At 58.4% G+C, this 12819-nt stretch carries 17 protein-coding genes and 2 tRNA genes; 5 read left to right on the top strand and 14 right to left on the bottom strand.

Annotated features, from left to right (window positions below):
* Nucleotides 1-159 precede the first annotated feature (159 nt).
* The 3 genes from NKH23_RS28275 to NKH23_RS28265 form a co-directional block, all read right to left on the bottom strand.
* Nucleotides 160-1551: a TolC family outer membrane protein gene (locus NKH23_RS28275; protein WP_352721649.1), complete on the bottom strand. Its 1392-nt coding sequence runs from the start codon at nt 1549-1551 to the stop codon at nt 160-162.
* 186 nt (nt 1552-1737) lie between these two features.
* Nucleotides 1738-2406: a protein-L-isoaspartate O-methyltransferase family protein gene (locus tag NKH23_RS28270; protein ID WP_352721647.1), complete on the bottom strand. Its 669-nt coding sequence runs from the start codon at nt 2404-2406 to the stop codon at nt 1738-1740.
* A gap of 89 nt (nt 2407-2495) precedes the next feature.
* A tRNA-Cys gene (locus NKH23_RS28265) sits at nt 2496-2569 on the bottom strand.
* A gap of 215 nt (nt 2570-2784) precedes the next feature.
* Between NKH23_RS28265 and NKH23_RS28260 the strand changes: the two genes are divergently transcribed.
* A complete protein-coding gene (locus NKH23_RS28260) occupies nt 2785-2985 on the top strand; it encodes a hypothetical protein (RefSeq protein ID WP_352913399.1) in 201 nt (66 codons plus the stop codon).
* 55 nt (nt 2986-3040) lie between these two features.
* On the opposite strand, the gene NKH23_RS28255 is transcribed toward NKH23_RS28260, so the two are convergent.
* On the bottom strand, nt 3041-3301 hold the full coding sequence (locus tag NKH23_RS28255) for a hypothetical protein (protein ID WP_023676401.1): 261 nt from the start codon (nt 3299-3301) through the stop codon (nt 3041-3043).
* 220 nt (nt 3302-3521) lie between these two features.
* On the opposite strand from NKH23_RS28255, the gene NKH23_RS28250 reads away from it, so the two are divergent.
* A tRNA-Asn gene (locus tag NKH23_RS28250) sits at nt 3522-3596 on the top strand.
* Between the two features lie 92 nt (nt 3597-3688).
* Nucleotides 3689-5056 carry a tyrosine-type recombinase/integrase gene (locus tag NKH23_RS28245; RefSeq protein ID WP_353035930.1) on the top strand — a complete coding sequence of 456 codons (1368 nt, stop codon included), beginning with the start codon at nt 3689-3691 and terminating at the stop codon, nt 5054-5056.
* A 103-nt stretch (nt 5057-5159) separates the two neighbouring features.
* On the opposite strand, the gene NKH23_RS28240 is transcribed toward NKH23_RS28245, so the two are convergent.
* The 3 genes from NKH23_RS28240 to NKH23_RS28230 are packed head-to-tail and all read right to left on the bottom strand — an operon-like array spanning nt 5160 to nt 8585.
* On the bottom strand, nt 5160-7019 hold the full coding sequence (locus NKH23_RS28240; RefSeq protein ID WP_353035928.1) for an AAA family ATPase: 1860 nt from the start codon (nt 7017-7019) through the stop codon (nt 5160-5162).
* Complete coding sequence (locus NKH23_RS28235) at nt 7016-7501, bottom strand: ABC-three component system middle component 2 (protein WP_353035926.1); 486 nt, start codon at nt 7499-7501, stop codon at nt 7016-7018. The genes NKH23_RS28240 and NKH23_RS28235 overlap by 4 nt, the downstream gene beginning before the upstream one ends.
* A gap of 4 nt (nt 7502-7505) precedes the next feature.
* Complete coding sequence (locus NKH23_RS28230) at nt 7506-8585, bottom strand: ABC-three component system protein (protein WP_353035924.1); 1080 nt, start codon at nt 8583-8585, stop codon at nt 7506-7508.
* Nucleotides 8586-8802: 217 nt separating this feature from the next.
* Here NKH23_RS28230 and NKH23_RS28225 point away from each other — a divergent pair, with 217 nt between their 5' ends.
* Together NKH23_RS28225 and NKH23_RS28220 are read left to right on the top strand one after the other, a co-directional pair.
* On the top strand, nt 8803-9168 hold the full coding sequence (locus NKH23_RS28225; RefSeq protein ID WP_353035922.1) for a hypothetical protein: 366 nt from the start codon (nt 8803-8805) through the stop codon (nt 9166-9168).
* A 384-nt stretch (nt 9169-9552) separates the two neighbouring features.
* Nucleotides 9553-9816 carry a hypothetical protein gene (locus tag NKH23_RS28220; protein ID WP_353035920.1) on the top strand — a complete coding sequence of 88 codons (264 nt, stop codon included), beginning with the start codon at nt 9553-9555 and terminating at the stop codon, nt 9814-9816.
* Nucleotides 9817-9910: 94 nt separating this feature from the next.
* On the opposite strand, the gene NKH23_RS28215 is transcribed toward NKH23_RS28220, so the two are convergent.
* The 7 genes from NKH23_RS28215 to NKH23_RS28185 all read right to left on the bottom strand — a co-directional run bounded on the left by NKH23_RS28215 (nt 9911) and on the right by NKH23_RS28185 (nt 12628).
* Complete coding sequence (locus tag NKH23_RS28215) at nt 9911-10153, bottom strand: hypothetical protein (RefSeq protein WP_353035918.1); 243 nt, start codon at nt 10151-10153, stop codon at nt 9911-9913.
* 33 nt (nt 10154-10186) lie between these two features.
* Complete coding sequence (locus tag NKH23_RS28210) at nt 10187-10822, bottom strand: hypothetical protein (protein ID WP_353035916.1); 636 nt, start codon at nt 10820-10822, stop codon at nt 10187-10189.
* Between the two features lie 223 nt (nt 10823-11045).
* A complete protein-coding gene (locus NKH23_RS28205; protein ID WP_353035914.1) occupies nt 11046-11447 on the bottom strand; it encodes a DUF982 domain-containing protein in 402 nt (133 codons plus the stop codon).
* A 166-nt stretch (nt 11448-11613) separates the two neighbouring features.
* The gene (locus NKH23_RS28200) at nt 11614-11862 is read right to left on the bottom strand and encodes a DUF982 domain-containing protein (protein WP_353035912.1); all 249 of its coding nucleotides are present in this window, start codon (nt 11860-11862) and stop codon (nt 11614-11616) included.
* A gap of 3 nt (nt 11863-11865) precedes the next feature.
* Complete coding sequence (locus tag NKH23_RS28195) at nt 11866-12042, bottom strand: hypothetical protein (protein ID WP_352978252.1); 177 nt, start codon at nt 12040-12042, stop codon at nt 11866-11868.
* 16 nt (nt 12043-12058) lie between these two features.
* Entirely contained in the window at nt 12059-12286 is a 228-nt protein-coding gene (locus tag NKH23_RS28190; RefSeq protein ID WP_352978254.1) for a hypothetical protein, read from the bottom strand.
* A gap of 147 nt (nt 12287-12433) precedes the next feature.
* Nucleotides 12434-12628 (bottom strand): hypothetical protein, encoded by a 195-nt coding sequence (locus NKH23_RS28185; protein WP_353035910.1) that lies wholly within the window; start codon nt 12626-12628, stop codon nt 12434-12436.
* Nucleotides 12629-12819 lie beyond the last annotated feature (191 nt).

Raw genomic sequence — 12819 nt, 5'->3', positions numbered from 1 at the left:
CTGTCCGGCAATGCCGGATTCGAATCATGGCAACAGCGTAACCGACGGAACGCCTTGCGAGAATCCCCAATCTGGCGACATCTCGGATTTCAACAGATTAGGGTCGGGAGTTGAAGCCCGCGCGTCGTTCGAGCGCGGGCTGAAAACACGCCTTGGCGATCAGCGGCCGTCCGGCGTGCGCAGGCCGATCCACTTGTCCTTGACGGCGTTGTAATGCTCTTCCGGCCTGTACTTCGTCACGTTGAGCGCAAGGCGCTCTGCCGACAAATGGCCAACCGCCGAGAGGATGGCATAGCTTGCCACCACCACGTCGCGTTCGGCGCTGACAAGATTGATCTTGGCGGTGATGAGGGTCGCCTGCGCGTTGAGCACGTCGAGCGTGGTGCGCTGGCCGACATTGCGCTCTTCGATGACGCCGTTCAGGGCAAGCTGTGCGGCGGCGACCACCTGCCGGTTGGCCGTGACGCTTTGCTGCGCGGCGGTGTATTGCGACCATGCCGAGGTCACCGCTTGGCGCACGGTGTCGCGGCTGACATCGACCTCGATACGGGCCTGGCTAAGTGATTCCTTTGATTGGCGAACCAATGCCGAGGTCCGGCCGCCGGAATAGATCGGTATCGTCAATGTCGCGCCGATGTTCGCCGAATTGGTTACGCCATCCTGTGTCGAGGAGAGCGAGCCCGGCGCGGTGCCGCGAATGGCGCTCGAAACACCTGCCGACGCCGATAGTTGCGGCAGCAACGCGCCTTCGGCAGACTTCACCGAAAACGCCGCCGCGTCGACCAGATGCGCGGTGGCGAGGATGGCCGGATGCTCGGCCGATGCGATCGCAATCGCCGCATCGAGGCTCGACGGCAACAGCTTCGACACCGGCGAAGCCGGCCTGAGCCTGCCCGGCTCGTCGCCGACGATCTGGCGATAGGTCGCAGCGCTTGCCAGCGCCGTCGCGCGGGCGGCGCTCAACTGCGCCACCGCGGAGGCACGCTGGGCGTCGGCTTGCGCGACGTCGGTGCGCGTACCTTCGCCGACCTCGAAGCGCGAACGCGCCGCACGCGCCTGCTCGGTCAGGAATTGCAGGTTCTGTTCGGTCAGCACGGCGACCTGGCGGTCGCGGATAACGTCCATATAGGCACTTGCCGCGTTGAAAAGAGTGTTTTCTTCGGCGTTGCGCAGGCTTTCGAACGAAGCGCGGACCCGCGATTCGGCGGCCGCCACATTGTTCCTGGTCTGAAAACCGTCAAACAGCGTCTGGTCGATCTCGACGCCGAAGTTGCCGGTGGTTATCGAGATGTTTCGGTGCAACCGATTGCTGTGGCTGGCGGTATAATCAATACTTCCGGAACCAGTGATGGTCGGGCGCCAGCCGGACTTGGCGATGGCGACGCCCTCGTCGGTGACGCGGGCGCCGGCGCGTGAAGAATTAAGCGAGGAATTGTTCTGATAGGCCTTTGAAAGTGCCCCGAGGATGGTTTCGGCCGAGGCGGCCAGTGGAGAAAGCGCTGTCGCCGAAACGAGGACAGCGGTAAAAAGCAACTTGCGTACAGACGGCACGTTATATTCCCTCATTCGTTTTGCACGGGAACTGCGCCACGCTGGCTTCTCCTCTGATCAGCCGGCGCCGCGTTTTTTATCGTTCCCCCGCTGAAAGCCCCCAAGAAACACCCGGTTATGCAGATCAGCAACGATTGTTCAAACGCAAGCGATCATGACAACGCCTTCGCTGCAAGGCAAAATCACTCAGAATTCGAAGGCGGGAATGCGTTCGAATCCCGGTAGTGGCTTAATTGCCGCATTAAACGCGCGTCTTCCCGTTACAACCCCTCCAGTCTTAAAAAAAAGCCGGGCTACGCCCGAATTGCCCTGCCCTTCAACGGCGACGAGTCGGCCGCCTTCGGCAAGCTGATCGAACAGCGCCGTCGGCACCTCGCCGACGCTGCCGCCGATCAGGATGACGTCGTAAGGCGCCCTGGCAGCATGGCCTTGCGGCAGCGGTCCCTGGACCACCGTGACATTGGCGCAACCAAGTGCCGCGAGCGTCGACGTGGCGCTCTCGGCGAGCGCCACATCGCTTTCCAGCGCGACCACGGACCTTGCCAGCCGCGACAGGATCGCCGCCGCATAGCCGGTGCCGCAGCCGACATCGAGTGCCGAATCGCTTGGGCCGACATCGGCCAGCTGCATCAGCTTGGCCAATGGCGACGGTTCCATCAGATAGCGCGGACCATCGGCCGTATCGGCAATGCGGATGTCCTCATCGATATAGGCAAGATCGCGCTGGCCGGCGCCGACAAAGGCCTCGCGCGGCACGACAAGCATCGCCTCGAGCAATGGCGCGCTGGTCACGTCGGTGGTGCGGATCTGGCCGTCGACCATCTTCACCCGGCGTTCGGCAAAATCAGCGCTCATGTTCCAACCATCCGCTTGCCGCGCAAAGACCGCGGCTGTTTCGACCGGAACTGAAGCCCCCTGGCGCTGACGCGCGGGAGCTCGGGCATTGGAGGCCTCGCCCGGAATCGAACCGGGGTGCAAGGATTTGCAGTCCTCTGCGTAACCACTCCGCCACGAGGCCTCATTGCTCCCGGCGTTCCACCCGGCTCCAATAGGTTGCGGCGAAAATGCCGTCAAGCGGCCACCATGCATTCCCAACGGTTCTTCCGACATCGAGGCACTGCTTATCAACGCAATGCCATGCTAGCAATAATATATTAGCTTATCGTTAAGCATGATGCGCGGCGACAGGAACCCGAAACCGGCGGCCACGTTGGGCAGATAGGAGGCTCCGCCATGGCTCGAGCAGCTACGAAAGACGGCACACCGCGCGGATTGTCGCAGTCTGCAGAGCTTGTGCGCTATGCCATCGACCGCCTCGGCATAGAAGGCGCAAACAGCCTGCCGCCGCGCGACCGGGCGCGGCTGGCATCGGCTACCGCCGTTCTCAAGGAGCTTTGCGAACGCCTGGAAAGCTGCTTCGACCAACCTCGGTGATGCCTAGACGGACCACGCCGCTCTCAAACAATTGCCTGTTTCCAGCAGGGCAACCTCAATCGGGCCGGCGCCGTCGCTCCCACCAGACGACGAAGCGGCGCCGGTGACGGCGCACCAATGCGAATTCGTAGGAGAGTACCAGCAATCCGATCGGTACCATCCAGAAACCCAGGATCGGCAGGAAACCGAGAATGCCGCCGATGATCAGCACGACGCCGATCGCAATCCTGAGGCCGCGCGAGCGCGGCATGGTGAACTGGCGGCCGAAGACCGAGATTTTCCGGGCCGGTGGCTGTTCGTCGCTCATTGCCGTCATGTGAAATGTCGATCCGTTTGCATCAGTAGCACCATCAGCCGGAGAAAGCCGCAGCGGCCTTTTCTGTTCCGTGACAGGCGAGAGACAGCTCATATGAGGGCGCTCGCCGGCCATTGCCAGAAAGCCCTGCGCCAAAAAGCACCGAAAAAATGCGAAATGCTTCTTTGCAAAGCCGAAACGGGTTTGCTATAGGCTGCCCCACTCACATAAGAGCCTCTGTTCCCCGGTAGCTCAGTGGTAGAGCAACCGGCTGTTAACCGGTTGGTCGCTGGTTCGAATCCGGCCCGGGGAGCCACAACCACCAGAAAAGTCTTGAAACCCAAGGATTGCAAGGGTTTCCGCTTCCCCAGAGATACACCGCGCGATACACTGCGGGGTACCCTGAGCATGAAGATTGACGTGAAGCACATACAGAAACGTGGCAAGGCAGGTTGGCGCTACAGGCGCAAAATCCCCGAGGAACTTCGGGCAATTTTGGGCAAACGGGAACATCTCGTCCCGCTTGGCGCCACCGAACAGGAAGCCCTGAAAAATTATCCGAAGGTTCATGCCGAGGCCGAGAAACTCCTCCTATCGGCCATCTCCAGCAAGAAGGCGCATCCGCTCAACTCGCACCTACCATTGACCCCTTTGGAACAGTTCAAATGGGGACAGCAGCATGTCCGCAGATTGCAGTTGGACCCGGAATGGTCTGGTACCGATCACGAACACGACAGCGAAGCCCTCAGGCGCGAGCTAATCGCTGAGCAGATCGCCGCGAAGTATCCCATCGACGATCAAGGGAACCCGACAGGGATTAGCTCGAAAGACGCAGCTACCCTTCGGGCACTTATGTATGGCGCCCGACAAGGTCAGCCGGCCCCGACCCTTGCGGACGCCAAAAGGCTCTATCTCAAGGAGCGCGTTGGCGACGACGAAACGAAGCAAATGGAGCTTGAGCGGGTCTTCAAGCTCGTCGGGGAAGCACTTGGCAAGGATCGCAAACTGTCTACCCTCAAGCGCGAGGACGCTAAGGAAGTCCGCGACTACATGCTCGATGGGCGCAAAGCGTCTTCGGTTGACCGCTATCTGAACGTGGTCCGCGCGATGATCAACCATGCCATCAGAGAGTTTGACCTAGCCGGCGTCATCAACCCATTCATGAATTTGGAAGCGGCGCCGAAGGACAAGGCCGAGCCCGATAAGGACAAACGCCGTCCCTTCACTCAGGCCGAGGTCACCGCCATAACCGCCCGCATCGCGTACCATGCGAAGCCAGACCTTCAGCACATCTGGACAATCCTAAATGGAACCGGATGCCGATTGGCTGAAGTCTCGGGCCTACGGGTGACAGACGTACACCTTGACCACTCCACTCCGCACATCACAGTCGAGTGGCATGACGACCGGCGCATTAAGAATAAGGTGTCGCGGCGCAACGTCCCATTGATAGGTGGCGCGCTGGAGGCCGCAAAGGAAGCCGCCAAAGCCGCCGGCAGCGCAACGATGCTCTTTCCGACCTACGGACGTCCCAAGGGTGCGTCCTCAGCTTCTGCCGCCTTGGGCAAGCACGTTCGGGCTTGTGTGACCGATCCGAAGGCCACAACCCATTCGCTTCGGCATCTCATGAAGGACCGATTGAGATTGGCCGGGGTCACCAAGTCGGACCAAGACATTGTGCTGGGTCACTCCTCGGGCAGCGTTGGGGAGGACTATGGTGGCGACGAGGCACGGCTTGAGGTGGCGAGACGGGCGCTTGAGAAGGCTCTAGGATGAGTGCTGCCCCGTCACTTTGAAAGACCTGCAGGTGTTCCTCTTCGCCGGACTTTGGAGGCGCTGGCAGGGCATCCCGGCCTAGGCGACTTCGAGCGGTATGGCTCTATTCAGCGACGGTTCGGGGCGGAAAAAAGCCATAGCGGCCCTTTGACGGCTGCTTGGAGAAAAAGTGGGTCGTGATGTTTGGCCGGATTGCCTCGTTAGGGTCCTCGTTCTCTAGGACTATTATTTGCAAATCACCGGGTCGTACTGCGAGATCGCTGTAGAAGGCTTGCTTGACGGCGACCCTCTGCTCGGAGGAAAGTTCTGCATCTTCGTGATCGGCCTCTCTGAACGTTACCAGCGGTGAATCCAGCACTACAAAACCTAGGGGAGACCTATCCAACGCTGCGATGGCTGTTTGTAGTCCGATAGTGAACGCAGCGTGCGTTAGGGCCCGTAACCCCTTTCCTTGCTCTCCCCTCCGGCGGTTCCCGAGCACCATGTCCTGATTTCGCTCATCGAAGTAGACAGGCTTCTCGTGTGGGAACTGCCAAGCCTCTAACAAAGTCTCGAAGGCTTTGCTGAATGCCTGGACGCTCTTCGCAGGAAGCCCCGGGCGTTCATCAGTAACTCGGCCGGCAGAGCCCAACGCTGCCTGTGACTCCGCTCGTTTGCTACGCAGGGCGTCAGTCCGGTCGACCAGCGAACGGGCTTGGCGGAGTCGCGCGCGTGTCTCAAGTAAGTTGGTGTGCTCGGCACGGGCAGCGGATAGTCGAGGTGTCAAAGTCTCGCGAACTAGCGCATCTGCTTCGTTATAAGACAAGAACGCAACAGCGGCTTCGATCTCCGACTCTTCTTGCTCGGCATTGAGATCAGTGACCGTCGCCGTCAACTCAAGCCGCAGTTGCTTGATCTTGGCGATCTCGATTTGGCAAGCCGCACGCAGAGCATCAATGTCACCATCGTGCGGAAGGCCGTCATGATGATGATCACCTGCGGTCGCACCGCAAAGCGGACAACGGCCTGCCTTCAGAGCAACAAAGAACTGCCCGGCCTCTGCAATCGCCTCTAACCTTTCGACGTCCGACCGATAGCTTTGATCGAGTAAGACAAATCGTTCCTTCAGCGCATCGATCTCGTTCACGCGAGCTTCAAATCGCTCCCGGTCGACCCACGCGCTGCGACGTGCACGTTCTTGACCCTCGAAGACGGAACGCTCAGTTGAGAGGACCTGCCAACTAGAAGAAATGGCGCTCTCTATTTTTCTTTCCTGATCAGCTAACTCGGCGGGATCCCCGGTTAGCTCTCTAAGATCGGCCTCATAGTCACTGATGATTTGGTCGAGCAGGGCGATCTGCGCTTCGATCTCGGCCTTTGCGATGGCGCGTTTTTTTACAGCAATCAGCGAGCTGTCGTCCGCTCCCGTCAGAAGGAGTTTGAAGACGCTCGACTGTAACGTGCGCTGCGTCGATTCCCCCGTGAAAGTTGGGGACCCTTTCTTGATGATACTCTCTTCGTCAATGATCACTAGATGGGCGAGGTTTCGAAAGCTGAGGTTCTGCAATTCATTGTTGGCGTTCTTTCGCAGACGCTTCTGGTCGAGATCGATTAGACGCAGAAGGAAGGTGCTGATGTTATCCGCGTCGCTCGCAGAATGGCGCGACGCGAGCGTAACGGCGGCAGCATCGGGTTCGGGCCAGCCAGTGAGTTGAAAGTCTCCCCCTTGCAATGCGCGCGTCAGCGTAAAGACACCGCTGTCGCGCGCTTCTATGGTCAAGTACGCCGTATCATACCCGACGCTTTCGGGAATCTGACGCGGCGGTGTTGCACCTCCGAGCATAAAGTCGATTGCTTCGACAATGTATGATTTGCCGGTATCAGAAGGCCCGGAAATGACGTTGAGTCCCGCCTCAAAGCTAATTTCTGCTTCTTTTACTTCTGGGCCGGTGACACGAAGACCACGAAGCTGAAAGCCGCTCATGTGAAATACTCGGGTGGCTGGCGTACTGCCTGAAATTCTCGGGTCCAGCGTTCAAAGTGAGCGTCGAAATAGCTTTTGAGCTCATCATCGTCTAGAACGCCAAATACTTCGACCGCCCACTGGGCGCGATCGCGCAAGAGCTGGCTGTAGTGGGTTTGAAGGCAGTCAAGAAATGGGCCTGCCTCGTCCGAAGCTCGATAGCTAATACCCTCAGCACCAATGATCCGTTCGACTAAGCGCCGGCTGACCAACAGAAGGAGACCGCGCTCGATGATGCCGCGACGGACGAGAAGCTCTCCGTTTCGCAATGGGATGTTCGGATGAAGGCTTTCCGGACCATCGGCGTCTTGTGAGTGCACAACCAGATAGTCGAAGTAGAGGAGCCTTTGGAGATCGTATGCAGCGGGGTATGCTTCCGCCAGGATCGCGAGTGTACGGGCGCCAGTCTCCAGCGCACTGTTGAATGGTGTCAGTTCGCGCACGGGGTCACTCATTTGGCACCCATGTCAGCCGATCTGCATTGGCCAGTTGGTGGCAGACGCCACGTCGATCTATTGGCTCGACACGCCCAAGCAGAGCTGAACTTGTCAAAGAAAGCGCAGTGGCCTGTTTGGTAGTTTCGTTGACGCGGGTCAGACCGCAGGCGTGGTCAGCCTCGGCAACGTCTATGACGCCGTCATAGATTTGGTTCTGAAGATTCTCAAAAGCACCTTCTGGCAGTGTGTCCCGTGAGAAACTGCGGAGAGCCTCCGCGCAATAGAAGCTTTCTCTCGCACGTGTGAAATGCGCCGAATGCTTCGCGGTGAGCTGCGTATGCGCACTTACATTTGTTCGAAGATTGTCGCCATAGGCTTCGAGAAGCTGCGCGACGTAACGGCTTTCACCGGGGGCGATGTGATCTGGCGGTGCTGGTGGGGTAGTGCGCGCTGGAAGCCCCAACCCGAAGCGAACTGCAAAGAAGCGAGTAGCCATGTGGCCCTCAATCAACCTAAGCGGCGGCAAGTGACCGATACGCGTGAAATCGAGCGAATTGACATGATCGAGCAACGCACCTTCCAGCGGGACCTGCCCGGTCGCCGTAAGCTGTTCGGCGCACTTATCCGGCCATGCAGCGATCAGCCCAGCCTTGAGTGCGTGTGGCTTCTTTAAGAGGCGCATAAGCTTGGTGCCGACGCCTCGCGGCGCAACGAAATAATAGCGTCGCGGCACAGTGTAGGCACCGATGTGGGTAAAGTAGGCCAGCTTCGCGAGTTCGAGCCAGATGTCGCTGGGCGCGAGTGGATGATCGTAGTGCTTGCACTGATAGTTGTCCCACGGGCTGTCATCAACCGTTGGATCAACTGTCGCGATGATGTCGCATCCCATGTCACCGGCACCGCCCGCTCGCTCCACTAATCCGTAGCCAGGGAGGCTCGATGCCCATTCGTCGACACATGCCTCCCATTCCGCAGCGGAGAAGATTTTTATGCGTTCGATCGGTGGAATGAATGGGCCCGAGCGAATCTCAAGCGGATCGGCCCCGCCAAGTGTCGTTGCGACGGTGATGGCGCGTGTGGGTGGTTTCATCGGCCGACACGCAGCCCAACGATCTGCGTTTCATTTCGTATGCTGTGAATAGAATCACTTATTTCCACTGCTCGGCCCTCCCAACGCCACCTATGCCACGATCAATGCTTTCGTGAAACTGCCCTTTTTCTGAATCATGAACTTGTCGACTGCGCAGCGACATTGCATTTAGTTGAACCCCGTGGCTTGGCCCTCAGGGCGGCGCCAGCAGCCTCTGTTGGCCGCCTGCCCGCTTTGGTCAACCGTGTGCTCAATCCTCATCTCGCCAGACCACCCGCCGCACAGTCCTTATTTCCGCAAGCCGCCTGACCCGTATGCCCTGCCGTTCTCGCGCTGTTGGGTTTTGCGTCTCGGCAAGCATGCAGTCGTTCTTGCCGCACCGTTCGCAGCTCATTTTGCCACCCACAACTTCAGCCTCGATGTCCCCGAAGATTTCCTTCAGGTCACCCGGCTGATACCAGCGCTTGACGTTGCAGAGCCCGCATTGAATGCGCACGAGCTGCCCTACCTCATGGGCATTGCTGAGCTTCCATTCGCCACCGCGCTTTCGTCTTCCACCAGTGTCAGGCATGACCCAAATTAGGAACACATTCCTCTCTCGGTCAATTCGCCATTGACAATTTCGTTCCCATTTTGTTCACTACTGGGAACGAAATTAGGAGACGCTCATGTGGATGACATGTGTCCCTAGACAGCCGGCAGAGAGACCAACAGCCATGGGAGAACAAACCGAGAGATCGCAGGAACAGCAAGTTGATCCTGCCGACTGGGAGCTTGTGACTGACGAAGCCATAGCTGCCCGTGGTGGTGCCAGAGAAGCGGTCAAGGCGCTTCTTATCGCCAACGCCGCCCTGGAGCGTGAGCTGGCCCTAGCGGCCCCTGCTTTGAGCCATGGGTGTGGGGATGGCACCGCCGAAGATGGTACGCCAGCGACACGGAAACTTCGCGCTAGACAAAGGCAGCCAGCATGCCGGACAGCATCCTTCCTCAGCAAAAGGCACCCAAGCTCATCGTCGTCACGGCGTTCGACCGTGATGAGACCGGCGACCTTCAGCCCGTCTTCGGTCCAGCCGAGCAGCAGTCGGAAGATCGGGCGATAAGGACCGCCAAAGCTCTGGCGACGAAACATGCCGGTGTCATTGCGTGGTCGCGTGAAGCCAACCCGGCGCTTGGCGAATACGGCGAGCCGAAGACCCTCTTTGTTGGTGGCGACGTGCCGGACATGGAATGACGGGCCGCTCGGTACCCCTTAGGCTCCCCTGAAGTTCTCCTCAGGGTGTAGCCGAGGGGGCACAGGGACACAGGAGACCCTTACCTACCCACCATCAGAGGAACCGGGGCGATCCGGACAGCATCTCGTCAACCATAACGATGCACTGTTTGGTGGTATCGATCGTCCTTTTGTAGTCGGCAAGAAGGATCGCCTTCAAGTCTTCAGGGGCCTGAGTCCCTTCCGTCCGCGTCATCTTAATGTCTGGATCGGAAAGCCACGCGATCGACTCTTCGGATCGTTCGATTTCTTTCAATAACGTGTCCCGATAACGGGCCAACCCTTCAGCTTTCGTCATCTCATTCCCTCCGTATCCAGTTCCCGGCTTGCGTCATCCGCCCTCGGCAGTCGGCGGTTCTTCCTCATTTAGAAAATTCGTGCCTAGCCCGAAGAGGCCGGCTAGCGGGAATAGGCCACCGAGGGTCGGGTCAGACTGTCGTGTTGAACTCTTCGCATCTGGTTCGCGCATTAGAGCCTCCGCGATGCGTTGAAGTGGCATCTGGCTCTCGATCAGCCTCAGCTCATTATCAATTTGATTGATGTGGGCGATGTGACTCAGAAAGATGTCGATGGACCAATCCATGTCGGGCACCTTAAGTTTGCTATTCGCGGACATGGCGAAGAACTGAACACCATCGGAAACACTGCTGGCCCGAAAGGATGTGTGGGCGACGATGTTGCGGAGCACGCCGCATTCCCTGGCTTGTATCGCGAGCTTGTCGAACTTCTTTGCCAGAACTCTGTCGAAGATGAAGAGGTCGACCAATGTCCGAAGAGTCTTGATCTTTTCATCGAAAGCCATGTTTCGAGTGATGATTGCTCGGCGGGCGCCATTGACGCCAAGTACCTCTCCCAGAGCAGTTCCGATTCCACTTTCAAGAAGCGCAAAAAAGCCCATAAATGCGCCGACTAGAGAGAATGTTCTCATCTCCGGGTCTAGTTCGAGCAGTGCGGACTTGGACAGCATTGAGACAGCCTAGCGGGTCTTCCCCAACATCGCGGTAATGGTCCCATAGTTCTCAGCCACGTGGATGACCTTAGCTTCGCCCTGCATCTTGATTTGTGTGCCACCAGAAGTGTTCGGCTCAAACTGGCTAACGTGTGTAAAAATTCACTGAAATCTTACCGCCGTTATACGTGGTGAGTTGAAGCAGCATTGTTCTCTCCGAAATTGAGTCGGGCCGGACTGATTAAAAGTCCCTACTCCTATTCACGCTCGGGCGATACGGAACATAGGTTCCGAGTTCGAGCTTCTTTCCGCAGGCTTGGCAGTTGAAATGACGGCTCCGTTCCCGGTGTTGCTGTATTGCCAATCCTGCGCGGGGGCAACACATGCCGCCCCGCCTGCTACTCGGTCCCCCTAAGCATCCCCTCTTCTCGGCAGCAGCCAGGAACGCCTTACGTGCCTCCTCAGGTTCCATCTCATCGGAAATGCAGGCGATGCAAACGCGCACCGCTTGGTTCCATTTGGGGCCACGCTTAGTCCACTTCATCAGCTCCTGTCCGGCTGCCTCGGCGTTGTTGACGTTGCGGGTCAGACCGGCGCGGTCAGTTTTGACGGGGACCGGAGGAGAGAACCAATGGGTTGCCATGAGGTGAATCTAGAGCGGGATGAGCCTGCCGACCAACCCGGTTGCAGTTCGCGGATAGGGAACAACGCAGGCCCTCGGCGGTTTACAAATCGCAGCGGTCGATTCTTCGTGGATGTAGCCGCTGTGGGTCCGTCGCCTCATCCTTTCGGGCGGCGGGCCCTCCGTGTTAGTTATTTGGGGGGAGTAACGCCCCCTCCTCTTCTGCAGCAGCCAGGAACGCCTTACGTGCCTCCTCAGGTTCCATCTCGTCGAAAATGACGGCCATGCAGACGCGCACCGCGAGGTCCCAGCAAGGTCCACGCCTGGTCCACTTCATCAGCTCCTCGCCGGCTGTCTCGGCGTTGTTGACGTTGCGGATGATCCCGGGACGCTCGGTCTTGACGGGGACCGGAGGGTTGAACCAATGGAGTGCCATACGTCACTCTTTGTCGGCCCGATCAAGTTCCTCCAGCAAATACCTTTGCTCAGCCGACAGTTCCCGTTCTACAGGCAGATTTAGCTGGTTGCGAAGGTAATTGCGGATTACCTCTGAGGTGATCCACCGCCGCACAACTTCGGCAATAACCTTCTGTTTGGCTTTATCGATTTCAGCCACACTGGAGCGCCAAAGGCTATTCGCGAAGGTCGAACGCGACAAACAGGCCAAAGGCTGGGGCAATCTCGACAATAAGCTCGACCAGCGCGCAGTCACATTCCACCAGATGTGGCCCGTCTCGGCGCACCGCTGTGATGGTCTCTTTGACGGAGATGATTTGACCGCGACGGGCTTGTAGGATCAGCTCTTCAACAATCTCGTGGGCAGTCATTTTGCTGGGTCGACAGTTCGTCAGAACGTTCATCCGAGGCCTCCACCTCAGCGATAACCCAAGGGAACATTGATGATCCTCTGCCGGGAAAAATCAAGAAGAATGTTGGGTAGAAATTTCTGAGCGGGAACCAGAGAAACCAGGACGGAGCGAGCCTCTGTTTGACGCTCAGCCAGCCCGCTAGGCACCTTCTTCGGTCGGCCCCTGTTTGGCCTGATCAATAGCCGCAAGTAATGACGCTAGGGTCGGCGAGAGTTCTGGTTCGACTGCTAGCCTTAACAGCTTGTGCATGTGACGACGATTGTCTTCGGAATGGATCAGTTTCCGAAATGCTTTGGAGACAGACGGATGGCCTGCTTTGTTCTTCTTGGTCATGTGCAGGGCGTCCCTTCCCCGTCAGCTGCAACCCGCCCGAAACGAAATGGTTCCAACACGAGGCTGGGAATTTTTTGGCAGAAATTTCTGAGCGCCTGATCGGATAACTGGCTCGCGCGGCGACCCCCCCGTGCCCCCTCGTTTCCCACGTCGTGCCGCTCGGGTCGCCTTCCGTCCCACTATCATTCCCA

Source organism: Mesorhizobium sp. M1328 (genome assembly GCF_040318075.1).
Classification (GTDB): Bacteria; Pseudomonadota; Alphaproteobacteria; order Rhizobiales; family Rhizobiaceae; genus Mesorhizobium.
Note: the sequence above shows the minus strand (reverse complement) of the source record. Positions and strands in the feature narration are given on the sequence as shown.

Excerpts from the sequence above, each read along its gene's own strand:
- NKH23_RS28245 (WP_353035930.1), top strand. The coding sequence starts at position 3,689 with ATGAAGATTGACGTGAAGCACATACAGAAACGTGGCAAGGCAGGTTGG.
- NKH23_RS28215 (WP_353035918.1), bottom strand. The coding sequence starts at position 10,153 with ATGACGAAAGCTGAAGGGTTGGCCCGTTATCGGGACACGTTATTGAAA.
- NKH23_RS28210 (WP_353035916.1), bottom strand. The coding sequence starts at position 10,822 with ATGCTGTCCAAGTCCGCACTGCTCGAACTAGACCCGGAGATGAGAACA.
- NKH23_RS28205 (WP_353035914.1), bottom strand. The coding sequence starts at position 11,447 with ATGGCAACCCATTGGTTCTCTCCTCCGGTCCCCGTCAAAACTGACCGC.
- NKH23_RS28190 (WP_352978254.1), bottom strand. The coding sequence starts at position 12,286 with ATGAACGTTCTGACGAACTGTCGACCCAGCAAAATGACTGCCCACGAG.
- NKH23_RS28200 (WP_353035912.1), bottom strand. The coding sequence starts at position 11,862 with ATGGCACTCCATTGGTTCAACCCTCCGGTCCCCGTCAAGACCGAGCGT.
- NKH23_RS28240 (WP_353035928.1), bottom strand. The coding sequence starts at position 7,019 with ATGAGCGGCTTTCAGCTTCGTGGTCTTCGTGTCACCGGCCCAGAAGTA.
- NKH23_RS28260 (WP_352913399.1), top strand. The coding sequence starts at position 2,785 with ATGGCTCGAGCAGCTACGAAAGACGGCACACCGCGCGGATTGTCGCAG.
- NKH23_RS28255 (WP_023676401.1), bottom strand. The coding sequence starts at position 3,301 with ATGACGGCAATGAGCGACGAACAGCCACCGGCCCGGAAAATCTCGGTC.
- NKH23_RS28230 (WP_353035924.1), bottom strand. The coding sequence starts at position 8,585 with ATGAAACCACCCACACGCGCCATCACCGTCGCAACGACACTTGGCGGG.
- NKH23_RS28185 (WP_353035910.1), bottom strand. The coding sequence starts at position 12,628 with ATGACCAAGAAGAACAAAGCAGGCCATCCGTCTGTCTCCAAAGCATTT.
- NKH23_RS28270 (WP_352721647.1), bottom strand. The coding sequence starts at position 2,406 with ATGAGCGCTGATTTTGCCGAACGCCGGGTGAAGATGGTCGACGGCCAG.
- NKH23_RS28220 (WP_353035920.1), top strand. The coding sequence starts at position 9,553 with ATGCCGGACAGCATCCTTCCTCAGCAAAAGGCACCCAAGCTCATCGTC.